Genomic DNA, 25,664 nt, shown 5'->3' with positions numbered 1-25,664 from the left:
AAATAACTTCACCATTTCAAAAGGCGGCGACCAAGCAGTGTTGCAAGACCGGTGAATATGGCCACGGCCAGGCCGTAGACCAACACCATGTAAACCGGCGCATCCATGTTGCAGTGGAGCGCATAGGCGGATGCCATCAAGGAGGCGGTCGCCAGACCGCTCATGGCCGCGAGCGCGGTGGGATGCGAGGATGCCGAACGGCGCAACCAAAAGCGCCAAAGCAAAAGAAGTCCCGCCATGCCGCCACACAGGATTGTGGTAAAACAGACCGCTACCCCGCCATTCAACCGCTCAGCCGACGCGGCCCAGCCGTCACTTATCAGTTCGACACCCATGTTGAACAGCGTCAGGCCCAAAGCAGCGAGAACCGGCAAAAGATAAATCGCCTTCATCTCACCTTCCGGACGGGTCAAGCGGGACACTGTCCACAAGGCTGTGACGCCCAGGCCGAAAAAGAGCAGAGGCTTGCCAACCGGCGTGAAATGCGCCGGCATCGTTCCTTTTGACAGGTTCACGATTTCGGGGCGAAAACCATAGAAGGTCGAAATATAGAGGACTGCCAATAGCAGCCCCCCTGCGGCGCCGGCCCATAGCAGGCTGTCACGCATCGGCCGGACGGGTTTTAAATTATCGGCCAGACTATCAATGAGGTCATCACGAGGATCAGTCATCGGAGACCTCATCGCTTTTCACGCCGACCAGGGCCCTTAGTTTCTTCAGGCCGCGATGTATGGACACCTTCACCGCGGACGGGTTCTTTCCGATCCTGGCCGCCACTTCTTCGGAGGTCAGACCTTCAAGCTTATGCAGCGAAATCAATTGCGCTTGATCCTTAGGCAGTTGCGCCAGTAACACCGCGATATCGCGCTCGGCCAAATCGTTCGACAGGCCATCTTCAAGGCCGAGGTCTTCGGTCAATTCGACATGCACGCGCCGGCCTGACCAACGCACATAGTCGATCAACTTATGCCGCGCGACCGCGGCAATCCATGGCAGGAAAGCAGCCTGAGGATTATAGGTTTGACGTTTTTCATGCAAACTCAACAGGGTCATTTGTACCAGGTCTTCGACATCGCCGCCCCTCAGGCGACGGTTAAAATAGGACAGGAGCCACGGGCGCAAGGACTGGAGCAAGGCACGATAGGCCTTTGCATCTCCACCTTGGGCACTCAGCATCAAGGCCTGCCATTCATCTGATCTATACGTTGACATGATCGCGAAAGTTACACCAAGGCCTAAACTAAGGGCGGACGTATTCTGGACTGGCATTCCGGCCCCACGCTTGACTGACTCTCACAGGTGAATTTTCAAAGCAAGCGCAATCAATCAGAGCCAATTCGCAACAGGCGGAGAGCCTTAAGTCGATAGTATCAAAATGCACATTTCTGTATCCATTTTGTCGCTAAAACGTAATAATATGCTTCTCTGTTGCGACATTTTGTTTTCTGTTGGAATGATACGTGTAAGCAAATAGCACCATTCATAAAATCTGAGGGCGCCGAGACATGATAAAACGTCACACACGGATATTAATCGCAATTGTCGCCAGCTTCGCCGCCAGTTTCGCCGGAACGCTCGCGGTACAGGCAAGACCGGTGGGATATAACCATTATGACGTGGGAGATTTGAGAGCGCAGACGCCGGATCCGGTAACGGGCGGTCTTCTTTTGATCGGCGGTGGCGATCGAAACCTCGATGCCATGAAATGGTTTTTCGCCAAGGCCGGACATGGTCACATCGTTATCCTGAGCGCGGCCTACGGTTCGGCGGCCGGCAAGGAATTCAAACAAAAAATTGGTGGCATACTCTCCGCCGAAACCTTTGAGTTCACGGATCGCGCCGCCGCCTACGATCCGAAGATTCTGGAGGCCCTGAAGCACGCTGACGGCATCTTTATCTCAGGCGGTGACCAGTCGGACTACGTCAAATTTTGGCGCGGCACGCCGGTCGCCGAGCTCATCGACGCGCATGTCGCGAGCGGAAAGCCTATTGCTGGCACCAGCGCAGGTCTCGCGATACTGGGCGAAGTCCTTTATGGTTGCATGGATAGCACAAGCCTGACCTCAGATGAGGGCCTTGCCGATCCTTTTGGCCCTCGCAACACCATCGAAGGCGATTTCCTCCACATCGCCCTGCTGAAGGGCATACTGACCGACACGCATTTCAAGGAACGCGACAGGCTGGGGCGGCTGTTTGCCTTCGTGGCGAAGGCGCAGCTTGGTCGTCCGGCCGACGCCACCCCAATCCTGGGCCTGGGCGTCGACGAAGGCGCAGCACTCGCTGTCGAACCAGATGGATCGGGGCGTATCTATGCAACCGATGCCAACGGCGGGGCCTGGCTGGTTGACGGGTCATCCCTGCGCGTCCCCAATAAACCAGGTCCGCTGGAAGTGACCCGTATCCACGTTATCGGCATTGGTCATCAGTCAATAATCCATCTGCCCGATGGCAAAGTGGAAAACCCGTCCTTTGATCGCTACTACTCTGTCAGCGGCGGGAAAATGGCCATTGCCAGCGATGAGGCGGTGAAGCCATGAAAGCCCTAACTTTGAACCTGAACCGTCGTGTTGGGCATCTGCCGCAGTTCAATACGCCGAAAATCAACGCGCCCATCGCCAATGAGCCGGGCATTTTCCGCACGCACATCTTTTCGCGTCTTGCCATGCTGATGGGCGCCAGCATCGCCGCAGCGACCCTTCTCTTGTCAAGTAACGGCGCGGCAGCGTCTACCTTGATTACAGGCGCCGTGGTGTATGATGGCTCCGGCGCCCCCGCCAAGCGGGTATCTGTGCGGGTTGAGAACGATCGGATTGCGGCCATCGGCAAGCTGCGTCCCCATAAGGGGGAAACCGTGATTGAGGCGAATGGGCTGGCACTGGCCCCCGGCTTCATCGATAGCCACAGCCACCATGACCGCGGCGCTTACGCGGATCGCGCCATGCCACAATTGTTGGCGGAAGGTGTCACGACGATCGTCGTCGGCCAAGATGGTGAAAGTTCGGGCACTTTTGCCGACATATCCAAGCAATTCACGGCACGCCCCGCAGCGGTGAACGTAGCCGCCTATACTGGCCATGGATATCTGCGCACGCAGGTGATGGGCGCGGATTTCAAAAGGGTGGCGACATTATCAGAAATACAGGCCATGCAGCGCCTGCTGGACGTGGATATGAAGGCCGGGTCGCTCGGCCTGTCGACAGGTCTGGAATATGATCCCGGCATTTATTCCAACCATGACGAAGTGGTCGCACTTGCCCGGACGGCCGCGGCCGACGGGGGACGCTACATCAGCCATATGCGTAGCGAAGATACGGGTTTCGACGCAGCCCTTGATGAGTTGCTGGACATAGGCGCGCAAACGGGCATCCCGGTCCAGATATCCCATCTCAAATTGGGCATCGTCGATCGCTGGGGCGACGCCAAGGCCGTGCTGGCTAAGCTGGACGCGGCTCGGGCGCGTGGCATCAAGGTAACGGCCGACGTCTACCCTTACGAATACTGGCAATCAACATTGACGGTATTGTTTCCCAAGCGCGATTTCACTGATCTTTCAGCCGCGCGCTTTGCACTGACCCACCTCACAACGCCTGAAGGCATGCGACTGGGGCTCTACGCACCCGATCCGTCTTTGGTGGGGCATACAATCGCCGAGATTGCCGCGCAGCGACACGAGGAGCCCGCTGTCACTTACCTCTGGCTCATTCAGACCGCTGAGGCCTGGAAATCGGCGCATCCGGGAATAGAACCCGTCGAAGCGGTGATAGGCACCGCGATGGACCCAAAGGACGTCGCCGATTTCATCGCCTGGCCGTACAGCAATCTCTGTTCGGACGGGATGATCGGGTCGCGCCATCCACGCGGCGCCGGCGCCTTTGCCAAGATGCTGCGGGTTTATGTTCGTGAGCAACACCGGCTCACCCTGCCCGAGGCGATCCGCAAGATGACATCGCTGGCGGCGGAGCATGTAGGCCTAAAAGGACGCGGCCTGATCCGTGTGGGCTACAAGGCTGATCTGGTGCTGTTCGATCCCGATCGCATCGCAGACCGGGCCACAGTGGAAAATCCAGGCGCGCTGGCCGTCGGTGTTTCCGATGTGATGGTGAATGGCGTGCTCGTTTACCGCAAGGCTCAGCCGACGGGCAACTATCCGGGCGCGTTTCTGACGCGGGAGACGGAATAATGCGCAGACGAACCTTTCTTGCCGGGGCGACAGGCCTTACGGCGCTTACAGCGATACACGCCGCTGCCGCCCCGGTCCTCTCGGCCAACAATTTTGGCCTGACCTTGGAACAGGCAAGACGCCGCAACGGCTGGATTGAAATTGACGCCGAAGCATTCGAGGCCAATATCGACACGGTCCGTGCCCTGCTCGGACCGGTCCGCCTTTGCGCCGTCATGAAGGCGGATGCCTATGGCAACGGTATCGCTCTATTGATGCCATCCATTATCAGCAAACAGATCGGCGATGTCGCCATCACCTCCAATGACGAGGCCCGGGTCGCCCGCGAACTTGGCTATCGCGGCCGCCTGATCCGGGTGCGCACAGCGACACCGGAGGAGATGGAAGATGCGCTGCCGTTCGCCGTAGAAGAGCTGGTCGGCAATCCCGATTCGGCGGCTGTCCTTCAGTCCCTGGCGAAACGGCAGGCCGGGCAAGCCAGCCTTCCCATACACCTCGCGCTCAACAGCGGCGGCATGTCGCGGAACGGCGTCGAGCTTTCCACGGCCTATGGTCAAGCGGATGCACGCGCCATACTCTCGTTCGACAGGCTCCGGATAACAGGCCTGATGACCCACTATCCCAGTGAAGAAGACGCCGACATTCTTGGCCAGTTGCGCCATTACCAGTCAGATCTGGCCTGGCTAAAAGCTCAAGGGTTTGATACCGACACGCCGACACATCACACAGCGAACAGCTTTGCGACCTTGCGGCACAAGGACACATGGCTGGACATGGTGCGCGTGGGCGGCCTTCTCTATGGCGATCCCGGTTCCGTGAGCACCAGCGCCTATCTTCCCACCCAGACGATCAAGTCTAGGGTCGCCGCGGTCAATCATTACCCGGCTGGCCAAACGGTCAACTATGACCGCACCTATCGGCTGGAACGGGAAAGTTGGCTCGCCAATATTCCGCTCGGTTACTCGGACGGCTACCGGCGCGGCTTCAGCCATGCCAACAGACCCGAATTTCCTGCCGAGGGTAAGAACCATACGGAAGTGCTGATACGCGGCCGGCGGTTCCCCGTCGTTGGCCGGGTGACGATGAATACCCTGATGGTCGATGTGACCGATAGTCCCAACCTGGTGCATCCGGATGACGAAGTCGTTCTGTTCGGCGCGCAGGGCAACGAGCGCATCATCCAGGCCGAATTCGAAGCCAACGGCTCCGCCTATGGTCCGGAGATGCTGGGTGTGCTGGGCGCTGCCCTGCCCCGCGTACTTAAGCCGCGCGCGTTTGCCAAAGATGGCACACGATCGGTCTCCTGACAGGCCCGACCGTACCGTCATACAGATTTCGGCTTGGGGATGCAGTGTTTATGCCGTGTGACTCGTCATTTCGAACGTCGTGACGCATCTGTACGTCATGGGATAACAGCCGATCACCTGGCGCGCCGGACTCCCGCTCACCGAGCCAATTCATTTTCAGGACGTCAGTCACATCTATATGGATGATGGCATCGCGTGGTTCTGGCTGCTTCCGACAAAGGTCGGAAGCGCATGACGGTCCTGGCCGCCGACTGCTTTCAGCTTCGTATTATCGAGTAGCACTGACAAAGCAGGCGTACCGTCCGCTGACGTAGGTGAATCATCTAATTTGTTTGAAAGACGTTTCAGCCAATGCGCGTCGGAAACGAGCGAAACAGTATAATACGAAGGAGGAGAAAGCTGGCTGGGGAACTAGGACTCGAACCTAGAATGACGGTACCAAAAACCGGAGTGTTACCATTACACCATTCCCCAGCATATAGCCGGTCCCGCGTAACCAAGTAGCTTGTCGCCGCGAGAGGCGTGGAGATAGCGCAAGGTTTTGACGAACGCAATCCCTTTAGGTTATTTTTCCCCAATCTTTTTATTATCATAGGCATATGGCACATTCCGATCGAAAACCCGTATGTCTGCTGCTACCCGGAACGGACGGGACAGGCTATTTTTCAACGCGTTTCGCAGCGGCCTTGTCCCCACATCTGGAAACTCGCATCCTGAGCTATCCGGCAAACGAAGCAATGGATTATGCGAGATTGTGCGAATATTTGCTTCCGGACGTACCCGCAGACCGCAATTATATCCTCATTGCCGAATCCTTTTCCGGACCATTGGCAATTCTGCTGGCCGGGATGGCGAGCCATCCGCCAGATGTTTTGATATTGACGGCGACGTTCGCGGTTAAGCCCTGGCCGCGAATGGCACCTCTACTCAGGCTTTGCCTGTTCCTTACGGGCCGCGTGAAAGTACCAGCCTGGGTAATCGCGATTATGCTGCTCAGTCAGAAGACGAAATTTATGGCCAAGGACATTCTCTCATCTCTTCAAACGATCGATCCCAATGTCTTGAGAACGCGCCTCAACGCGGTGCTTGATTGTGATGTTCGCCCACAATTGGCGGCGCTGGACATGCCCATAATGTACATTCGTGGAAGGCGCGACCGATTGATACCCAAAAAATGCGCGGATGACATGACCGCCATCAATCGGCACATAACGGTTGTAGAGGTTGACGCGCCGCACTTTGTCTTGCAGGACGATCCCTCCCACCTCGTCTCCGATGTTATCTGGCCTTTTATCCATGCCACCTTTTCTTACCCCTGCGGTCGCCGCCTATAACCGGTTGATGGCGCAAAGCTTTCATCGCTTTACCGGTCAATTCATAGTGCCAGATGCGGCTGACCTGCCGGATCACGAGCTTGCGCAGGCGCTGTTTGACGCGCCGCAAGCCATAGTCTCGCACGGCATAGAGGCCGATCCCGTCTTTCGCTACGCCAATGCGCAGGCCTTGAATCTGTGGGAAATGGATTGGGCGGCCTTTACACGCCTGCCCTCTCGCCTGAGTGCCGAAGCGACGCCCGGCATCCAGTCGGATCGAGACGCGCTGCTTAGAGCCGCCCTGGAAACCGGCGGCATCGACAATTATGCCGGCATACGCATATCCGCCAAAGGTCGGCGGTTCGAGATACGCGACACGGTTCTGTGGAACGTCGTCGACACACAGGGTGTCCGCTACGGTCAGGCCGCCTTTATCCGGGATTGGCGCTTTCTGTAAAATGTGATAGGTGCGCGCCATGTTTGATCGCCCACAAAGCCCGCCCCCTTACGTCATCGCCGCCTTCTATCATTTCTTCGACTTTCCCCACTTCGAAGCAATGCAGGCGCCGCTGCTTGAGCGGCTGACTCACCTTGGCATCAAGGGCTCACTGCTGATCACGGCCGAGGGCGTCAATTCGACCATGGCGGGAACACGCGAGGCGATCGACAACTTTTTGGCCTATCTGCAAAGCGAATTGATCGGCGCCCCCATCACATGGAAAGAGTCCTATGCGGACTACCAGCCCTTCGGCAAGGTACGGGTTCGGTTGAAAAAGGAAACCATCGGCTTGGGCGAGCCGGTATCGATGAAGCGGTTCGGCCAATATGTCGAACCGAAGGATTGGAACGCTCTGATCTCCCGAAACGACGTGGTCATCATCGATACGCGCAACGATTACGAAGTGAATCTGGGCACCTTCCGCAACGCCATCGATCCGAATATTCCGAACTTCAAGCATTTGCCGCAATGGACGCGCGATAATGCCGAAGCCTTGAAAGGCAAGAAGGTTGCGACCTTCTGCACCGGCGGCATCCGTTGCGAAAAATATACCTCCTGGCTGATCGACCAAGGCATTGAGGACGTTTATCACCTAAAGGGTGGCATCCTGCAATATTTCGAAGATGTGCCGCGCGAGGAATCATTATGGGCGGGCGAATGCTTCGTGTTCGATGAACGCATAGCCGTCGATCACGACCTCAACCCGTCACAGACCGCCGTCTTATGCCTGCATTGCGATCACGCCCTCACCGCCGAAGACCAGGCGCAGCCGACCTATATCAAGGGCGCTTCCTGTCCGCATTGTCTGGGGCAACCCCGCCACGCCCATGATCGGCCACCGACACAAAAGCAGACACCACGCCAGCACACCGGTCGAATCAAGTTCTGATCGCCTTGCATCGCGGGGTTTGTTTTCGGGCCACAGCCGCGCCGTAATGCCCCTATATGACAGCGACTTCATTTGACGTTGTAGTATTAAACGTTATGGTATCCGCTGAATATATCGCGGGGACTCCGGGTTAAGCATGAAACAGTTCTTTATTACGCTGGCAGCGGTTGTCACCGCCTTGCTGATCGTCTTCGTGGTGCTCCCCATTGCATTGGTCATTGGCATTGCTTCGGCATCGAAGCCCAAGGTGGCTGGCAATGTCGTGCTGTCGCTCGATCTGCGCCAAGCGATGACGGATCAAAGTTCCAAGCAACCGCTCGACTTCCTTACGGGCGGAAAGCTGTCGACCATCGACGTGGTAACAACCCTGCATCATGCCGCCGACGATCCGAAGGTCAAGGGTGTCTTCATTCGCCTGCCTGAAGGCGGCATGTCGCCCGCCGCCGCCGAGGAAATCCGCAACGCTATCGTCTATGTCCGGCGCGCCAACAAACCTGTTCTGGCCCATAGCCAAGGCCTCTATCCCGACACCATGGTCGTGGCCTCCTACATGCTGGGCGCGTCGTCGGGCAATCTGTGGATGCAACCGCACGCGTCTTTCCAGGTAACAGGCATTTCGACCTCGACCATGTTCCTCAAGCGCGCTTTCGACAAATACGGTATCAAGGCCGAATATGAGCAGCGCTACGAGTTCAAGAACGCGGTCAATCCATATCTCTACAGCGACTACACGCCAGCGCACCGCGAGGCGACGCTTGGCTGGATGAACAGCATTTACGGCTCCATGATAAAGGCCGCCGCCGCCGACCGGCGCACCGACGCCGGCAAGTTGAAATCCACTCTGGAAGCCGGCCCTTACGGCGCCGAGCAAGCGCTGAAGCTTGGCCTGGTCGACAAGCTGGGCCAGGTTCAGGAAGCCGAAGACGCCGCATTGCAACGCGCGGGCGATGGCGCCAAGATCATGGATATCGGGGACTATGAGCGCACCTTGGCGCCCGGCATGTCTGGCGATGTTATCGCGGTCATCGATGGCGAAGGCGCCATCATGACAGGACGCGCCGGCAGCCGCAGTACATTTGGCGGCAGCCAGGGCATGATTTCGGATGAGATCGCCAATGCCTTCTACAAGGCCGCCAAGGATAGCAGTGTAAAGGCCGTCGTCTTCCGCGTGTCATCGCCGGGTGGATCGGATACCGCATCGGAACAGATCGCTCAGGCCATGCAAGCGGCTAAAGCGGCCGGAAAGCCGGTTGTCGTGTCCATGGGCGAATATGCAGCGTCGGGCGGCTATTGGGTGTCTTCGGGGGCTTCGTCGATTGTCGCTAATCCATCGACCCTGACAGGGTCTATCGGCGTGTTCGGTGGCAAGTTCGCCATCGGTGACGCGCTAAGCCGTTTCGGCATTGATGATCGCGATATCTCGGTCGGCGGCACCTATGCCCAGGCATTCAGCCAGAACCAGGCCTTCACGCCTGCGCAGCGCGCCGCGGTGTCTGGCTGGATCGATGAAATCTACAATGGCTTCATCCAGCACGTCGCCACCGGCCGTAAGCTGCCGGAAGCGACCGTTCGGGACATTGCCAAGGGACGCGTGTGGACGGGTGAACAGGCCCTGGGGCTCCATCTGGTCGATCGTCTCGGCGGTTTTTATGACGCTGTTGACGTGGCTAAGTCTTTGGCCAAGATCGATGCCAAGGCCGACGTGCGACTCATCAACTATGGCGAACGCGCAACCTTGTTCGGCGCAGCCAAGCAGGGCGTCCATATGGGTATAAGCGGCGCGAAGGCCCTCTCCTTCCTAGGTTGGGCCATGAGCGACCCAAAGGCCGAAATGATGATACAGCAGGCCAGCGATGAACGCCTGCGTGAACGTGGCGCCAATGTTCTGGCCCCGGAGCCGTATCAACCGTCTATGCGCTAATCGCGGTTTACAATTTTTAGCTTCGAAAACGCCCGGTCAATCCGGGCGTTTTTTGTACCGACAGGCAGGCGGGTACAGGGGCTCGCTAGGGGACGCCATATCGCTCGCGCAAATAGATCGAAACCTGACAGCGCTGAGGTAAGTCATTTCGTACGCGTTTAGGGCACGTGTCTAAGTGCCACGTTGCACGTCTCGTGCTACCTGCCAATCAGACCCTCTTATTGCGCTCCCCGCTGGGAAGCCGGTTCTCCACTACGGCCGAATGCACATGCGAAACTGCCCTGAACTTTACGCACAAAAAAAGGCGGTGCCTTTCGACACCGCCTTCTTCGTTTAGGTACTCAGGACAGGGTTAGAAGTTAACCTTGCCGGTCAGCTTGAAGTAACGGCCCATGACGCCGGGGCTGTGGAAAGCCACGTTGTAGTTGGTAATGCCATAGGTCGAGCTCGGGTCCTGAGGCGCGTTCGCGTTGAACGCATTCAGGATATCCAGCTGGATCGAGTAGTTATCCGTGATCTGGTAAGAACCGTGCAGGTCGACATAGGTGAAGGAGTCGACGTTACACACAACCGGAGTGGCGCCGTCGCGGTAGAAGGCGGCAGTGCTACCGTCAGCGCAGGTGCCGTAGTAGTCGTCACCGTTATCGGCGGCAATCGACTTGTAACCGCTGATGTAATAGACGGTGGCCGAAACCGAAGCCTTGCCGTAGTCGAAGGTATTCTGCCAGTTACCACGCAGTTTCGGCGTACCCGAACCAGACGTGATCTGGTTGTTGCCAAGCGTGCCATCATAGCGGAGCTTGGTGCCATCCGGATAGGTTTGGGTGAACGACTGGATGTAGGTCGCTTCGGCAGACGAGGTCCAGCGAACCGGGCCCAGGTTGAAGCGTGCCGACGCCGAAGCATCGAACCCTTCGTTGTCTTGCGACGACAGGTTGATCAAACCATACTGGATAAAGCCAGGTGTGGCCAAAGCGTTCGGGTTTTGCGGGTCGGGCGTGCCCGCGACAACTTTGAAACCGGCCGGAATGGGTTGACCTGCGAAGTAAGCGTCCAGAGCGGGCGCGTAGTTGCCGCCCTGGATGATGCCGTCCTTGTGGATCTTGTAATAATCCAGAGTGAAGGCCAGGTTACGGGTCGGCGTGAAGACGAAGCCCAAGCTGCGACCTTCCGATTTTTCAGGCTTCAAATCAGACGAAGAAACCGTGGTCAGACCGACCGAATACCCTTCGCCATAGCCGTTGTTATTATGAGCGGCCAAGAAAGAATCCGGAGCAGTCAACGTGATGAAACCCGTCGACGGATCAGCGTTGGTTTCTGCGATGGCCGGGGCACGGAAGCCCTTCGAGATAGCACCGCGGAAGGTCAGCTTGTCGGTCGCCTTATAGCTTCCTGCAATTTTCGGCGAGAAAGACGAGAAGCCGGTGGAATAGCTGTCATACCGACCACTGAAGTTCATGGTCAACGCCTCGGTAAACGGCGCATCAAGTTCGAAAGACGCGGCAGATACAGTGCGCTGCCCCTTGGCACCGAACGGATTGACCGTGAAATAACGCTCGCGCGGATCGCCGCCGACGGGATCTGGGTTAGCGGAGGGGTTGTCAACCATTTCATAACGAACGGACGCACCGACGCCCAATTGCAGAGGACCACCCGCCAGATCCATCAGCGGACGGGCCGCTGTGAATTGAAGTTGAGCCAACTGAGATTTCGAATTCTGAACAACCGTTGGCGCCAGATAGTCGCGAACAGCTTGAGTATTTTGCGAAGGGTTCACAAAATTGTAGGACCCGTCTTTAACCACATCGATCAGATGTTTCGCATAAAGACGACCATGTTGCTGATATTCCAGTTCTGACTGCATTGCGGTCAGGTCAACATTGTAATCCCATCCCAGCGCAGTACCCTTAAATCCGGTCGTGAAGCGAGCGGTCTTGGAGTCCGTCGTGGTGTAATAAGGCAGGTCACCGAAGGAATAGGCGATACGCGCCACTTGGCCGGCAGCCGCGAACGGGTTGTTCGGGTTTAGAGTGCCGTTAGCCGACGTACAGGCAGCCGTCGTGCCGCGCGGACAGACGTAGATCGGCAGATAGATACCGAATGCGCCGGGGAAATCCGTTGAGCCTATAGCCGTGCTATAGGTTGTACCGGCGGCACCTGGAGTCGCCTGCTGGCGGATGCTGCGCGGCGCGCCGTACGTATAGGTACTGTTTTCATAGAGGTTAAGCGAAGCATAACCTTCCATGGTGTCGCTGAACCGCTTGGTGAAGCGCATAGTGACACTCTTGCGCTCATTTTCCGGAATGATAACGCCGTAAAGATTGACGTTATCCTGTTGACAGAGAACCGTGCCAGCCGGAACACCGCCTACTGGAGAATTAGCCGCCGCGTTAGCCGCAACGTTAGCAGCGGAAATCGTAACACTCTTCAGAGCACCGCACCCCGCGGTCGGATTAAGCAACTGCCAGTTACCCGCGGCAGACGTAGCGGTAGCATTGTAAGGACGGACGGTCGCGACGGTGGTCGTACCTACGCCAAGGAAGCGGCCGTCAAATTGAATGCCGTTCTGGACGCTATTTGTCCGGCAGGTCTTCGCGCCGTTGACAATGCTGGTGCCACAGGTCGAGCTTTGGTCGGCGGTGTTGTACGGATAGCCGCGCTCATTGAAGCTCAGCAGGTCATCTTTCTGATATTCAGCGCTGACGTAGAAGTTATAACCGTCAGTGGCCAAGTTGCCCTTGCCCCAAAGAGCGGAGAAGCCTTTGACATCGCCGCCGCCCTTTTCAGATGTTCCGGCATAAACCTTTGCAGTCAACCCCGTGAACTGCTTCTTGGTGATGACGTTAACAACGCCGGCGATAGCGTCGGCGCCGTAGGTGGCCGAGGCGCCATCCTGCAAGACTTCAACGCGGTCGATAATCGCATTCGGAATGGTATTCAGGTCAACGAAGTTCCGCGTGGCATCGTCGGCGAGCGGATAATAGGCCAGGCGCATGCCATCGACCAGAACCAGGGTCGAGTTGCTGGTCAAGCCGCGCAGCGAGATCGCCGAGGCACCCGAGGCGAAGTTGCCGTTGGCGGACCAGTTGTTGGTCATGGCGCCACCGTTATTCCCAGGCAGGCGTTGCGCAACGTTTTCAACAGTGGTGACACCGCGCTTTTCCAAGTCATTGGAGGTCAACGTGGTCAACGGCGAAATGGAGGTCAGGTTTTTCTTACGCAGAATCGAGCCCGTGACCACAACTTCGGTAACCGGCTCAGGGGCGGCTGTCGTGGTGGCGGCGTCTTGCGCAAATGCATTCGAGCCGAGACCAAACGCCACGCCAAAAATGGTCGTCGTGGCCATAAGGCCAGATCGCATGGATATCTTTTTCACTTGTTTCTCCGGGTTACATGAGGGTGTAGGCGCACCCACCGCAGTTTCCAGCATTACACGCTGTTAATGAAGTTAAAGACCTCAGTCGCAAATCCGTCAATCACACGACACATTTTTGTCTATATCAATTGAAACCTGTTTCAATAAAGTCACACGCGAAACCTTACGCTAGGGAAGACTCAATACGTCTCCTGGGTGAAATTTACCAGCCCGAAATGACAACAGAACAAAAGACAATTAAAATATTAATGCATAAAATACAGCTAGTTATACGTATTCATTTCAACACGGCTGACAGGGTCTTTCGTAGAAAGAAATCACCCCCCATTTAGCCATCAGCTCAAAAATATTTTCGCAATCTTTTGCGGTGCCAACCTGAGCATCGCGTTTTTTTTTGATTGGATTCGTGATTAAGATGCGAATGCGACACACATATTGCTGTTTCGAATGCGGCAAAAGTGACATAAATTCGGCTGTCGCAGATATGGGGCGGCTAATGCCTTAGCTGTATGCGGACACCACCGTGCGCAGGTTCTACTCTCGTCACGGCGTCATGCTGAGAATACACGGCCGTCACAAGTTGCGCCAAAGTGATACACAGAATGGCGACCGCAATACGCTGTGAGCGCCTTGAAATATAAAGAAATATTGCCGAAACCATTGCCCGCTTCCATTCGTGGACACGGGCTGAGCAAATCTTGCGCCGTCAATCGGCCTGCGGCGTCGGACTGCCAGCAGCGACCGGAAGGGCCTTGATGATACCCAAAACTTCGGTAACGCGACGGCAATTCGCGCCTAAATCGGGCATGTTTATTCGGCTGATGGATCGCACATCGACACTTCTCGGATCTATGCGAATAACGATGTCCGACTTGAAGCCGTAAAAATTGTCCTGATAGGTTGCCTCGATACGCCAGGGAGATGTACCGAAAACAATATAGTGCTTTTCCTTTAGCGCCTTAACGATCGCCGGTATCTGGTCCTCAGGAATAATTCGGTCCTGAAGCGTTTTGGCAGCGGGACAGGTGGCTTCGTTGATAGCCGCCAGGGTCTTCCCTCCCCACTCCATGGATTCATTTTTCGGCACACGAGGCAAGTCTTCGACCGGTAAGGCGTTGTCGCCACGTTGGCTCATAAACTTGTCTGAGAAACTAAGCGGTCGGTCCCAGTTCGTCGCGACGTCGGCAATCGGCGGATGGTCCTTAAGTTCCTTATGATACCAGGCGTAACCGCCAAGCATCCCGCCGGATATGAGTACGGAGGCAAATGCCCAGGGGGCGCAGCGGCTGGGGCACATAAAAAGAGAAATAAGCAGCGAAATGCCGGCAACCGCCAGGGCCGCCATGACCATGCGTGGACCAATGCCGAGGGTAAGCGTGCTGAAGCCCAGTTCTATACTAATATATTCCAGGTGCGTCAGCATCATTGTGCCAAGCAGAAACAGGAATGTAATTACCGATACCATGAAAGACAGGTGCGCGAAGGCCAGCCCTTTTTTCTTGGGCTTGTTGGCGGTCATGGGCGCGTCTGGGGTATGTGAATCCGGCACAGGGCTTTCCGGGGTTACTTTGTTCTAGTTGCAGGTGACACAGTTTAGCCCAAAACGGCCATAGGTCACGGATTTACCTTCAAAACGCGAAAAGATTTTTCCGCGTGGGGAATGTTCAATCGACAGCCTTAAACAAACGATCCGAAATGCTCCCCAGCCATCTCAATTAACCCTAAAATCTGCCGGAGTTCAAGACTCTTAAGCCACCTCGACACGCCATGAAATCGTCGATGCGTCAATGGCTTGCTGGTTCATCGCTATGTCGGCGGTCGCGTCGGACACATCCTTTGTACGGGCCGCGACCCGCTCTGCACGCCTGTCGGCCGGCAGATCAAGCCAAAGACCGTCAAAACCAACGCCACTCGTCTCGGCCAGAGCGTCACAGCGATCACGCCAACCAGCCTCACGGAAGGTTGCATCCAGAATGACAGACTGCCCCGCATCCAGACCGATGCGCGCCAAATCGAACATGTGCTCGTACACCCGCGCGCTTTCGTCGGGCGCATAGGCCTCCTTCGGTAGCGCCTCATATTCCGGACAGGCCCAAAGGCGTTTGCGGATTTCATCGCTGCGCAGGATGACCGCCCCCGGGGCACGGCCGGCAAGGGGCGCCTCGGCGCGCGCGCGGGTGCTCTTCCCCGAGCCGGACAATCCACCAATAGCGGTCAGAGAGGGCAGCTTCATATCAAGAAACCGATGCGCAGCCTGGAGATACATACGTGCCTTATCCAGCGCGTACGTCCCTTCGCCGACATAGTTGGCATTGACGTGGCAACGCACGCCTGCCCGTACCGACATGTAGATCGGGAGCAGTTTCAATCCGGCGTATACCGTCTCGACGTCATCTTCCAGCCGGGCAGCCTGTTCAAGCCAGACATTCAGAACGCGATTGGCAGCCGCGTCATGCCCACGTACGCACAGATCCATCAGCAGGAAGGCCAGATCATAGAGCACATCGATCTGGCTCAGGCGCTCGTTGAACTCAATGCAATCGAACAAAATCGGTTTGTCGTGCTCGATCAGGATATTGCCCAGATGCAGGTCGCCATGACAGTGGCGCACGAAGCCGGCGTCGAAGCGCGCGAGCACGTGGCTGGCCACGTCATCGTAAGCAGCATTGATTGCGGCATCATAGGCGTCGACGGCTTCGGCACCTAGCTCCTCGCGAAAGGCGGCAATGTTGGTGCGGTTGGAATCGATAACATATTTGATATTGTTTTCGTGTTGGCGATCGCGACAGACTTCCGAACCTGCGTGGAAACGCGCCACCAATTGGCCCAGGTCATGCATGGTATCGAGATTGGGGGCCCAGTCACTTTGCCGGGCACTCTGCTCCCCCAGAACACCGGCCGTGTCGAACCGGCGCATGACCAGAACGCTTTCGCCGGCAATGTCTTCGACACCTAGATAGATGTCCGCCGCCATACGTTGGTTATAGCGCAGTTCCCGTAACAAGGCGGCGCGGCGCTTTTCCGGCGAGGTAAAGTCAAGGAAACCGTAGTCGACACTTTTCTTGATCTTATAGGCCTTGGTGCCCTTAAGTACGACGGTGGCGCAGGAGGTTTCGATGACCTCATCAGCGCCGTCTTTGAGATGATGGAGAACCTGACTCAGGGACACGGGCGAATTCCGGACGCAACATTGGATGGGTCTCGGGTAAGGCTTTTTTGTTATCTTTGCAACCAGCTTGACCTTGACCTCGGCCGGTTTGATCGTCACATCGGCGGCATGACCTCCCTTCCCGCACTTGGCGTTCCTTTGCTCGACACCGATGTCCAGGCAATTATATTCGACTGCGACGGTACATTGGCCGATACCTTCGGCGCGCATTATCGCGCGTTCAGGGAGGTGCTTGCGGATTACAAGGCCAGTTTCGAGGCGGAGTTCTATCTCGCCCGGTTAGGCTTGTCTCGCTATCAACTGCTTCAAGCCCTCACCGAAGCCCAAGGCATTACGTTTGACGATGCCGACGTGGCCCGCCGTACCGCAGAGGCGTTCAACAAACACCTGGCCGCGATCCGGCCCATTCCTTACACACATGACATCCTGCGAAGCCAGTACGGACGGATTAAACTGGGTGTGGCTTCGGGTGGCCAGCGCGACATTGTCGAGGCGACCCTAACCGCCGTGGGCGTACTGGACCGCCTCGACACCGTAGTAACGATTGAGGACGCCGGTGTGGGAAAGCCTGCACCTGATCTTTACCTGGTCGCCGCCGACAGACTCGGCATAGCTCCGCGCTTCATTCAAACCTATGAAGATAGCGACGAAGGCATTGAATCGGCCACGCGTGCCGGTATGCGGGTGATCGACATACGGCCCTACTACCGGACAGATCCTGCCAATTGGTGATCAGGGATACAGTTTCGCCTTTTCCCAGTTCCCAGCAGTCGTATCACGATGAAACTGGATCCGGTCATGCAGCCGGAATGGCTTATCCCGCCAAAATTCCATGCTGAGCGGCGAGATGCGGAATCCCGTCCAGTGCGGCGGCCGGTCGATCTTGCCCAAACCGAATTTCAAGGCATATTCAGCGACACGCTTTTCCAGGGCAAACCGGTCCTCCATGGGGCGCGATTGATCCGACGCCCAGGCACCGATCTGACTTTGGCGCGCCCGGCTCTGAAAATAAGCGTCGGCTTCGGCGTCTGATACCCGTGTCACCTCGCCTCGGATCCGCACCTGGCGGCGCAAGGACTTCCAGTGAAAAAGCAGCGCCGCCTTTTCATTTGAAGTCAATTGTTGGCCCTTGGCGCTTAAGGTATTGGTATAAAATACAAATCCCTGCTCATCGAAGTCTTTGAGCAGCACCATGCGCACGTCGGGCAAGCCGTCCGAATCAACCGTGGCAACGGCCATGGCATTGGGGTCATTCGGCTCTTTCGCACCTGCGTCCTTCAACCATTGACCGAAGAGGGTAAAAGGCTCGGCCACATCGATCTCGGCCTCATGGGCGGCATGCGCCTCGGCATATTCATCGGCAGTCGGGCTGTGCGGAATTAGCGAATCGGTCATGTCGGCTTTAAGACTTTGAAAAGGATAATCAGGCATTAATTTTATTTGGACGGGTTCAGAAACTAGCCCGACGCCTACTTTCAGAATGGACTTCGGGGGCCAGAAACTCAAGATGCCGGCGTTAAAAAGTCACTCATTTAGCAGCGATGACCGAAGTGAAGCGCTCGATGTCCTGGGACTGCCCCCCCATGCACACGGAGAGGATATCCGCATCGCGTTCCGCCAACGCCTCAAGCAGGCCCATCCCGATCTTACCGGTGGCACGGACGCCCGTCTGCGCCGTTTGATTCTCGCGCGCGATCTGTTGATGTCGGATGATAAGAACCCTGTAGAAGTTGCCACCTCATTGAGAGAATTTCAAAACACCAACGCGGTACACGATGGTATCGTGCCTTTATCCATCTCTCTGCAACAGGCGATACACGGTGGCCAGGCGGCGTTGGAGGTTCCGGCATTCGAAATGTCCCACGCCGGTGAGGCCCTGACCTCGCTGACTCAGACCAAAATGTTGCAAATCTCTCTTCCCAAGGGATTGCGCGACGGCGAGAAAATTCGGCTAACCGTCAAGGGCGGCCCACGTGACGACATGTTCTTTCGCATCAATATTGAAAACGACGGGGCTGGCCGCGCCTGCGGTGACGACATATGGATGACGGCAGCTGTTGACCGCCATCTTCTGACCTACGGCGGCAAAGCCATCGTAGAGACGCCGCACGGCCGGCAAACCCTCCGTATTGATTGCAACGTCCCCGAAGGCGCCAGCCTGTGCCTGAGGGGGCGCGGCTTGCCGGCGACCGATACCGCGGCCGCTGGAAATCTCTATATCCGTCTGGAAGCTCGCGCTGAAAGCGTGCGCCCGGTCACTCAGGTTCTGGGTGAATTTCGTCAGCGCTGGGCGTCATAAAATTTTACAAAACGGGATTTCCGTCTTCGGGGCCAATATGCCATGCGCTCCGTACGATAACGGGAGAGCCACATGCCGCTGACCTTCGACACCCTCAGCCCTTCGCTCGGCGTTCGCAAAGACGCCTACGGCAATCCGGTTGGCAAGGCCTTGCCCGGATGGAACGGATGTCAGCGCCTCCCGGACGTCGATCTTGTCGGCCGAACCTGCCGTGTGACACCATACAGCGACATGCATGCTGACGGGCTTTATGAGGCCTATGCCCGTGACGACGGCGGTATGTGGAGCTATCTGCCTTACGGTCCCTTCGACAGCGCATCCGCCGTCAATAATAGCATAAGAACCTATCAGGAAAACAAGGACTTCCATACGTTCGTTATCCTGGACGCTGAACAGCCCGTCGGCCACGCCAGCTTCATGCGCTATGATCTGCCCCATGGCAGCGTCGAAGTGGGCGGCGTGACTTTTTCACCCGCTCTACGCCGGTCGACCGCGGCGACGGAGGCCATGTATCTGATGATGCGGCACGCCTTCGAACACGGCCATCGCCGCTATGAATGGAAGTGCAATCAGCTCAATATACCGTCAAACCTGGCGGCGCTGCGTCTGGGCTTCACGTTCGAGGGGGTGTTTCGCAATGCCCAGGTCGCACGCGGCGACCGTCGCGACACCACTTGGTATTCGGTCATTGTCGAAGACTGGCCGCAGGTGCGTGCGCGGCTGGAAGCCTGGCTCGACCCAGCCAATTTTGACGCCAACGGTGTACAGCGCCGCGCCCTGCGCGATCTTCCGCTTTAAATTTCTGCGGCCGATATCGGCGCCGCTGGCTTGGTGAGCAGGGGCGAGTCCTTTTCAATCATGCCATTTTCACGCGCCACAAGGGTCGGTACCAAGATCTGGCTGGTGACGTTGGTCGCGGTGCGCATCATATCGAGGATACGGTCGATAGCCGCCAGAATGGCCAATCCTTCCAACGGCAGACCGGCCGTCGACAGGGTCACCGTCAACATCACCGTCGCCACACCGGGCACGCCTGCCGTGGCCAAGGATCCCAGGATGGAGGCCAGGGCGATCAGCAGGTAGTGCTGCGGCGTCAGAAGAATATGGAAGTAGTTGGCGATGAATATGGACGAGATGGCCGGATAGATGGCGCCACAGCCATCCATCTTCATATTGGCCCCAAGAGGCAGGGCAAAGCCAGCATAGGATTTCGGCAGCTTGAGATTTTCCGTCGCCACCGCCAGAGACACCGGCAAGGTCCCAATCGACGAGCAGGTGAAGAAGGCCGTCTGCTGGGCGGTAAAAATACCCCTATAGAAGCCGGTAACGCGCAGGCCATGCAGCTTGAGCAGGATCGGATAGACGACAAAGATGAGGGTCAGGCATCCGAGATAGATCAGGCCGATATAGGGGATAAGCGGCATCAGTGCATCCAGGCCGTAACTGGCCACCACCGATCCGATCAGGCCAAACACCCCAATCGGCGTCAATTGGATGATCCAGCGCGTCAGCTTGAACATCACCTGAGAGCCTTGCTCAACAATATCGCCCAAGGCTTTGGTTTTCTGACCTAAAGCCCCTAAAGCGGCACCGACCAGAATCGCGAAGAAAACAATGCTGAGGACCTTGCCGTCAGCGAAGCTCTTGAAAATGTTCGACGGCACGATGCCGGTAATGACGTCGACGGGGCCTGGAATTGGATCGTGCGCCTCGACCGTCAGCGGCAAACCGGCCAGACCTGCGCCAGGCTGAAAATAGATGCCAATGGCCAGTCCTAGGGAAACGGCAATGGTTGAGGTTAGCATGAACCAGATTATCGTCTGCGCCCCCAGCTTGAACGCCTTGCCTCCGACCCCGTCTTCACCGTGCCCCAGACGCGCAATAGACGCCGCGATCGTAAAGAAGACCAGGGGCGCCACCAACATCTTGATGGCGCGAATGAAGGTGTCACCGATAGGCGTCAGCACCGGCAGGGCATCCTTACCCCAATAAAGAGCCACCCCAACTCCGGCCGCGAAGGCAATCAGAGTTTTCAGCCAGAACGGAATTTTACCGAGCCACTTCATGGGGAATACTTTCGCGTGCAACCAGTTGCCCGATATATGATCCCCACTCTGCCGATTTGCACACTAAAAAATTTGCGCCATCGCGTCATCGCAACTAAACAAGAACAGTTGTCCGACAAATAGGAGCGCCCAGATGAGAGGCTCGAAGACGATCGCCGCCTTGATTGGTGCCTTGCTGGGCGTGCTGGGAGCTGCTCTACCCGTCAATGCCAGTGTCGCCCCCAAGCCCCTGTATCGCGACCCGGTCTATGACGGCGCGGCGGATGCATCGATTGTCTACGACCGCCATGCCCGCACCTGGATGATGTTCTACACAAATCGCCGTGCCACCTTGACCCACGACGACCCAAAGGATGTCTCCTGGGTGCATGGCACCGCCATAGGTATGGCAACTTCACGTGACGGTCAGTCCTGGACCTATGCGGGCGTTGCGGATATCCCCGCTGCGTGCACCGGCGCCACCCTATGGGCGCCTGAACTCTACGAAGAGGACGGGACCTACCATATGTGGCTGACCGTTGTGCCCGGCGTCTTCAAGACCTGGCAGGGCGACCGGCGGATTGTACATCTGACCAGCAAAGACCTAAAAAGCTGGAGCTGCGGCGATGCCCTAGATCTCGGCTCGGATCGCGTCATCGACGCCAGCATCATCAAGTTCAATGACGGATATCGCCTGTGGTTCAAGGATGAACGCAAGGGAAGCCGTCTGTTTGCCGCCGACAGCCCGGACATGATCCATTGGACCCGTCACGACACGCCGGTCGTGGACATGGCTGCCGAAGGGCCGAAGATCTTCCGCTTCCACGGCTACTACTGGATGATTGCCGACGCCTGGAAGGGTCTGATCGTATTACGCTCGAGCGACGCTCAGACATGGACGCTTCAGGACGCGCGGCTACTGGAAACGCCAGGAACACAGCCCACGGATACCAGTAAGGGACAACACCCCGATATCGTCGTCACCGGCGACCACGCCTACCTTTTTTATTTCGTCCACCAGGGCAATGAACCCCAGGCGCAAGCCGATCCCTTCTACGCTCAACGCACCGTCATTCAGGTCGGTGAACTGCTATTCAAAGATGGTCAGCTTAGTATCGACCGCAATGCCGCGGTCGATGTCCGCTTCACGGCGCCCTGATCCGTGACAATATGAAATTGCACCGTGGGGTAATCTGGGCTACTCCCCAGGCCAGATTTAGATTTGGGTTTCGTCATGTCTCACAATAGTTTCGGCCATCTGTTTCGTGTCACCACCTGGGGTGAAAGCCATGGGCCGGCGCTTGGCTGCGTGATCGACGGCTGCCCGCCGGGGATCGCCTTGTCGGAAGACGATATTCAGTGGGCCATGGACCGCCGTAAGCCCGGCGGATCGCGTTTCGTAACCCAACGCCGCGAAGCCGACGAGGCCAAAATTCTATCTGGTGTTTTCGAAGGCGTCACCACAGGGACGCCGATCTCGATACTGATCGAAAATACCGACCAGCGCTCCAAGGATTATGGCGATATCGCCAAACAGTTCCGGCCCGGTCATGCCGACTACACCTACTTCGCCAAATATGGCGTGCGCGATTACCGCGGTGGCGGCCGGTCGTCTGCACGAGAGACCGCCGCCCGGGTCGCGGCCGGCGCCGTGGCGCTGAAGGTGCTCAAGGTCTTGATCGGTGAAGAGGTAACGGTTCGCGGCGCGCTGTCGCAATTGGGTACGCACAAGGCCGCACGCGGCAACTGGGATTGGGACGAGGTCGGCAACAACGCCTTCTTCTGCCCCGACCCGGCGTCCGTCACCTTGTGGGAAAACTATCTCGACGGTATCCGAAAGGCTGGATCCTCCATCGGCGCCGTGGTGGAGGTACAGGCTGAGGGCATCCCGGCGGGTTGGGGCGCGCCCATCTACGGCAAACTCGATTCAGAACTCGCCATGGCTCTCATGTCGATCAATGCCGTCAAGGGCGTGGAAATCGGCGAAGGCTTCGGCGCCGCAGAGCTGTCCGGCGAAGAAAACGCCGACGAGATGCGCATGGGACCGGATGGCCCTGTCTTCAAATCAAACCATGCCGGCGGCGTATTGGGCGGCATATCGACCGGCCAGACGATCATTGCGCGCATGGCGCTGAAACCCACCTCCTCCATCCTCACGACGCGCGAAAGCATCGATGTCAAAGGTGCGGAGGTGGAACTGCTGACCAAAGGCCGCCACGATCCGTGCGTCGGCATCCGCGCCGTGCCCGTTGCCGAAGCCATGATGTCCTGCGTCCTGCTTGACGCCTTCCTGCGCCACCGCGGCCAGACCGGCGGCGGTCCGCATCGGGTCGGTGGATAGGCGTATTGTAATAGTGAAAGTTACACTTATATAGGTCTCACGTTAAAAAGGGAGAGTATCCAATGATTGACAAAAGACCTTTCCATTCGCTGGGTGGCGCCGATCACGGCTGGCTCAAGGCCAAGCATCATTTTTCGTTCGCCTCCTATTACGATCCCGCCAAGATGGGCTGGGGCTCGATCCGGGTTTGGAATGACGATGAAATACAGGCGCAAACGGGCTTTCCGCCCCACCCGCACGACAATATGGAAATCATCACCTATGTCCGCGAAGGCGCCATTACCCACCAAGACTCGTTGGGTAATAAGGGCCGCACGGAGGCCGGCGATGTTCAAGTCATGTCGGCGGGCAGCGGGATCCGGCACTCGGAATACAATCTGGAAAATGAAACGACCAAGATTTTCCAGATCTGGGTGATGCCCAGCTCACGCGGCGAAGCGCCGTCCTGGGGCGCCAAGCCGTTCCCCAAAGGTGACCGTTCCGGCAAGTTCGTCACCCTGGCCTCCGGGTTCGACGCGGACGGCGACGTCCTCAAGATTCGCACGCCTGCGCGGTTGTTGGGCGCCACTCTGTTGAAGGACCAGTCGGAAAGCTACACACCGCTGGCCACCGAACCGGCCACGACGCGCCATCTTTACTTGGTCGTCGCCAAAGGCAAGGTCAGCGTTAACGGCGTGGAACTGAATGAACGCGATGGCGCGGCGATCAAGGACGAAGCCGCTCTGGAAATACTGGCGCTGGAAGACGCGGAAGTCGTCTTGCTCGACGCGGCATAGATCCCTCTAATAACAACAGGGCGGGACTTAAACGTCCCGCCCTATCTATTTTAGCCCAACCAATTTGTGCGTCTGCACGCTCATGCGCCACTGCGGGTGCGCCAGACAGTAATCGATCACCGCCTGGGTATTGGCCGACTGTTTGGCGTCATCCTTTGGCTGCAAGTAGAAACGCTCGAAATCCAGGCCAGCGAATTCCGCTGGATCGACCCCGACCTGAGGCCAGACCAGTTTGAGTTCCTGACCGCGTGTCTGGTGCAAGCGGTTGTCTGCCTTCGGGCTTACGCAGACCCAATCTATGCCGTCGGGGGCGTGAAGGGTTCCATTGGTTTCCACGGCGATAAAATAACCGGCATCCTTGACCGCCCCGATCAGCTTCGCATCCATTTGCAGCAAGGGCTCACCACCGGTGAAGACCACGGCCTTATCTTGCGACCGTCCCTCACCCCAAACCCTATCCAACGTGGAAACCACGTCAGCGGGCGTGGCAAACTTGCCGCCATTTTCGCCATCGGTGCCGACAAAATCGGTGTCGCAGAAGGTACAGGCCGCGGTGGCGCGATCCTGCTCGCGCCCATTCCACAGATTGCAACCGGCAAAACGCGCGAAGACATTGACGCGACCGGCCTGTCCGCCCTCACCTTGCAGAGTAAGAAAGATTTCCTTGAAACTGTACATCAGTTGTCGGCGTGCTGCCGGACCTCGATGAAATGCTCGAATCCAGTCTTGCGCAACTGACACGCCGGGCAATCGCCGCAGCCATATCCCCAAGGATGGCGTTCGGCCCGCACACCGTTGTAGCAGGTCGTCGTCTCCTCAAGGATCAGATCGACCAAGGGCTGGCCGCCCAATTCCATCGACAGCTCCCATGTCTGTGCCTTGTCGATCCACATCAGGGGCGTATGAATTTCATACGGCCGCTCGATGCCGAGTTGCAGCACGGTCTGCATGGCACGCAGGGTCTCGTTGCGGCAATCAGGATAACCGGAAAAATCGGTTTCGCACATGCCCCCGATCAGATGATCCAGGCCGCGCCTGTCGGCCACAGCCGCTGCATAAACGAAGAAAACCAGATTGCGGCCGGGTACGAAGGAAGACGGCAGGCCGCGTTCGGTCATGACGATTTCGGTTTCGCGCGTCAGGGACGATTCGGCGACGGCGCCAAATCCACGCAGATCACAGACGTGGTCTTCGCCCAGGCGCGTCGCGGCCAGCGGGAAAACCTCACGGAACCGGGCCAGGACCTGGGTACGCGTCGTCATTTCGATGGAATGGCGCTGACCATAGTCGAAGCCCACGGTTTCGACCCGGTCAAAGTGCGTCAGGGCCCAGGCCAGGCAGACACTGGAATCCTGGCCGCCGGAAAACAGAACCAGCGCAGATTTCGAAGCGGGAACATGATCCAGGGACGCGGACATGAGACGAAACTTTCTGAATAAACGGGATCAGCCATCTAAAACGCGCCTTTGACGCGATTTGCAAGTGTTTTTGACGCGGCGCAAAGCAGGTTTCCTTTGACGTGAAGGTAAAGCTGGACAATCATCACGTC

At 57.3% G+C, this 25,664-nt stretch carries 22 protein-coding genes and 1 tRNA gene; 13 read left to right on the top strand and 10 right to left on the bottom strand.

Annotated elements, in window-relative coordinates; all coding sequences use genetic code 11:
* Window positions 1–8: 8 nt before the first annotated feature.
* Window positions 9–671 (bottom strand): NrsF family protein, encoded by a 663-nt coding sequence (locus tag RCJ00_RS18645; RefSeq protein WP_316223829.1) that lies wholly within the window; start codon window positions 669–671, stop codon window positions 9–11.
* On the bottom strand, window positions 664–1,176 hold the full coding sequence (locus RCJ00_RS18640; RefSeq protein ID WP_316223828.1) for a sigma-70 family RNA polymerase sigma factor: 513 nt from the start codon (window positions 1,174–1,176) through the stop codon (window positions 664–666). The genes RCJ00_RS18645 and RCJ00_RS18640 overlap by 8 nt, the downstream gene beginning before the upstream one ends.
* Before the next feature lie 329 nt (window positions 1,177–1,505).
* On the opposite strand from RCJ00_RS18640, the gene RCJ00_RS18635 reads away from it, so the two are divergent.
* The 3 genes from RCJ00_RS18635 to alr are packed head-to-tail and all read left to right on the top strand — an operon-like array spanning window position 1,506 to window position 5,487.
* Entirely contained in the window at window positions 1,506–2,537 is a 1,032-nt protein-coding gene (locus tag RCJ00_RS18635; RefSeq protein WP_316223827.1) for a cyanophycinase, read from the top strand.
* Window positions 2,534–4,180 (top strand): N-acyl-D-amino-acid deacylase family protein, encoded by a 1,647-nt coding sequence (locus tag RCJ00_RS18630; RefSeq protein ID WP_316223826.1) that lies wholly within the window; start codon window positions 2,534–2,536, stop codon window positions 4,178–4,180. Before RCJ00_RS18635 ends, RCJ00_RS18630 begins: the two co-directional genes overlap by 4 nt.
* Window positions 4,180–5,487, top strand: a complete 1,308-nt coding sequence (alr, locus tag RCJ00_RS18625; RefSeq protein ID WP_316223825.1) for an alanine racemase — start codon at window positions 4,180–4,182, stop codon at window positions 5,485–5,487. Before RCJ00_RS18630 ends, alr begins: the two co-directional genes overlap by 1 nt.
* A 400-nt stretch (window positions 5,488–5,887) precedes the next feature.
* Here alr and RCJ00_RS18620 read toward each other — a convergent pair.
* Window positions 5,888–5,961: transfer RNA gene (locus tag RCJ00_RS18620), tRNA-Gln, on the bottom strand.
* A gap of 125 nt (window positions 5,962–6,086) precedes the next feature.
* On the opposite strand from RCJ00_RS18620, the gene RCJ00_RS18615 reads away from it, so the two are divergent.
* From RCJ00_RS18615 to sppA, 4 genes are all read left to right on the top strand, one after another.
* Window positions 6,087–6,821: an alpha/beta fold hydrolase gene (locus RCJ00_RS18615; protein WP_316223824.1), complete on the top strand. Its 735-nt coding sequence runs from the start codon at window positions 6,087–6,089 to the stop codon at window positions 6,819–6,821.
* A complete protein-coding gene (locus RCJ00_RS18610) occupies window positions 6,784–7,257 on the top strand; it encodes an MEKHLA domain-containing protein (RefSeq protein ID WP_316223823.1) in 474 nt (157 codons plus the stop codon). The genes RCJ00_RS18615 and RCJ00_RS18610 overlap by 38 nt, the downstream gene beginning before the upstream one ends.
* A 19-nt stretch (window positions 7,258–7,276) precedes the next feature.
* Window positions 7,277–8,188, top strand: a complete 912-nt coding sequence (trhO, locus tag RCJ00_RS18605) for an oxygen-dependent tRNA uridine(34) hydroxylase TrhO (RefSeq protein ID WP_316223822.1) — start codon at window positions 7,277–7,279, stop codon at window positions 8,186–8,188.
* Between the two features lie 136 nt (window positions 8,189–8,324).
* On the top strand, window positions 8,325–10,109 hold the full coding sequence (gene sppA, locus RCJ00_RS18600; RefSeq protein WP_316223821.1) for a signal peptide peptidase SppA: 1,785 nt from the start codon (window positions 8,325–8,327) through the stop codon (window positions 10,107–10,109).
* Between the two features lie 352 nt (window positions 10,110–10,461).
* On the opposite strand, the gene RCJ00_RS18595 is transcribed toward sppA, so the two are convergent.
* The 3 genes from RCJ00_RS18595 to RCJ00_RS18585 all read right to left on the bottom strand — a co-directional run bounded on the left by RCJ00_RS18595 (window position 10,462) and on the right by RCJ00_RS18585 (window position 16,654).
* Complete coding sequence (locus tag RCJ00_RS18595; protein WP_316223820.1) at window positions 10,462–13,485, bottom strand: TonB-dependent receptor domain-containing protein; 3,024 nt, start codon at window positions 13,483–13,485, stop codon at window positions 10,462–10,464.
* Between the two features lie 706 nt (window positions 13,486–14,191).
* On the bottom strand, window positions 14,192–15,034 hold the full coding sequence (locus RCJ00_RS18590) for a DUF1499 domain-containing protein (RefSeq protein ID WP_316223818.1): 843 nt from the start codon (window positions 15,032–15,034) through the stop codon (window positions 14,192–14,194).
* A 198-nt stretch (window positions 15,035–15,232) separates the two neighbouring features.
* Entirely contained in the window at window positions 15,233–16,654 is a 1,422-nt protein-coding gene (locus tag RCJ00_RS18585) for a bifunctional aminoglycoside phosphotransferase/ATP-binding protein (RefSeq protein WP_316223817.1), read from the bottom strand.
* A 108-nt stretch (window positions 16,655–16,762) separates the two neighbouring features.
* On the opposite strand from RCJ00_RS18585, the gene RCJ00_RS18580 reads away from it, so the two are divergent.
* On the top strand, window positions 16,763–17,386 hold the full coding sequence (locus RCJ00_RS18580; RefSeq protein WP_316223814.1) for an HAD family hydrolase: 624 nt from the start codon (window positions 16,763–16,765) through the stop codon (window positions 17,384–17,386).
* Here the strand turns inward: RCJ00_RS18580 and pdxH are convergent, their stop codons facing one another.
* Window positions 17,387–18,085 (bottom strand): pyridoxamine 5'-phosphate oxidase, encoded by a 699-nt coding sequence (gene pdxH / locus RCJ00_RS18575; RefSeq protein ID WP_316223812.1) that lies wholly within the window; start codon window positions 18,083–18,085, stop codon window positions 17,387–17,389. It abuts the gene before it with no gap.
* 76 nt (window positions 18,086–18,161) lie between these two features.
* Between pdxH and RCJ00_RS18570 the strand changes: the two genes are divergently transcribed.
* Window positions 18,162–18,953, top strand: coding sequence for a DnaJ C-terminal domain-containing protein (locus RCJ00_RS18570; RefSeq protein ID WP_316223811.1), 792 nt, complete (start codon window positions 18,162–18,164; stop codon window positions 18,951–18,953).
* Between the two features lie 72 nt (window positions 18,954–19,025).
* Window positions 19,026–19,751 (top strand): GNAT family N-acetyltransferase, encoded by a 726-nt coding sequence (locus RCJ00_RS18565; RefSeq protein WP_316223810.1) that lies wholly within the window; start codon window positions 19,026–19,028, stop codon window positions 19,749–19,751.
* On the opposite strand, the gene RCJ00_RS18560 is transcribed toward RCJ00_RS18565, so the two are convergent.
* Entirely contained in the window at window positions 19,748–21,019 is a 1,272-nt protein-coding gene (locus RCJ00_RS18560) for a dicarboxylate/amino acid:cation symporter (RefSeq protein WP_316223809.1), read from the bottom strand. The two genes, RCJ00_RS18565 and RCJ00_RS18560, sit on opposite strands and share 4 nt — an antisense overlap.
* A gap of 133 nt (window positions 21,020–21,152) precedes the next feature.
* Here RCJ00_RS18560 and RCJ00_RS18555 point away from each other — a divergent pair, with 133 nt between their 5' ends.
* The 3 genes from RCJ00_RS18555 to RCJ00_RS18545 all read left to right on the top strand — a co-directional run bounded on the left by RCJ00_RS18555 (window position 21,153) and on the right by RCJ00_RS18545 (window position 24,115).
* Window positions 21,153–22,157 carry a family 43 glycosylhydrolase gene (locus RCJ00_RS18555; protein WP_316223808.1) on the top strand — a complete coding sequence of 335 codons (1,005 nt, stop codon included), beginning with the start codon at window positions 21,153–21,155 and terminating at the stop codon, window positions 22,155–22,157.
* A 75-nt stretch (window positions 22,158–22,232) separates the two neighbouring features.
* Window positions 22,233–23,339: a chorismate synthase gene (aroC, locus tag RCJ00_RS18550; protein ID WP_316223807.1), complete on the top strand. Its 1,107-nt coding sequence runs from the start codon at window positions 22,233–22,235 to the stop codon at window positions 23,337–23,339.
* Window positions 23,340–23,401: 62 nt separating this feature from the next.
* Window positions 23,402–24,115, top strand: coding sequence for a pirin family protein (locus RCJ00_RS18545; protein ID WP_316223806.1), 714 nt, complete (start codon window positions 23,402–23,404; stop codon window positions 24,113–24,115).
* 45 nt (window positions 24,116–24,160) lie between these two features.
* Here the strand turns inward: RCJ00_RS18545 and queE are convergent, their stop codons facing one another.
* The gene (gene queE, locus RCJ00_RS18540; RefSeq protein WP_316223918.1) at window positions 24,161–24,796 is read right to left on the bottom strand and encodes a 7-carboxy-7-deazaguanine synthase; all 636 of its coding nucleotides are present in this window, start codon (window positions 24,794–24,796) and stop codon (window positions 24,161–24,163) included.
* Entirely contained in the window at window positions 24,793–25,533 is a 741-nt protein-coding gene (gene queC / locus RCJ00_RS18535) for a 7-cyano-7-deazaguanine synthase QueC (protein WP_316223804.1), read from the bottom strand. Before queC ends, queE begins: the two co-directional genes overlap by 4 nt.
* Between the last annotated feature and the right edge of the window lie 131 nt (window positions 25,534–25,664).

This window comes from Asticcacaulis aquihabitans, from assembly GCF_032490435.1.
In the GTDB taxonomy this organism is placed as follows: Bacteria; Pseudomonadota; Alphaproteobacteria; order Caulobacterales; family Caulobacteraceae; genus Asticcacaulis.
This window is presented reverse-complemented; position numbering and strand designations above follow the sequence as displayed.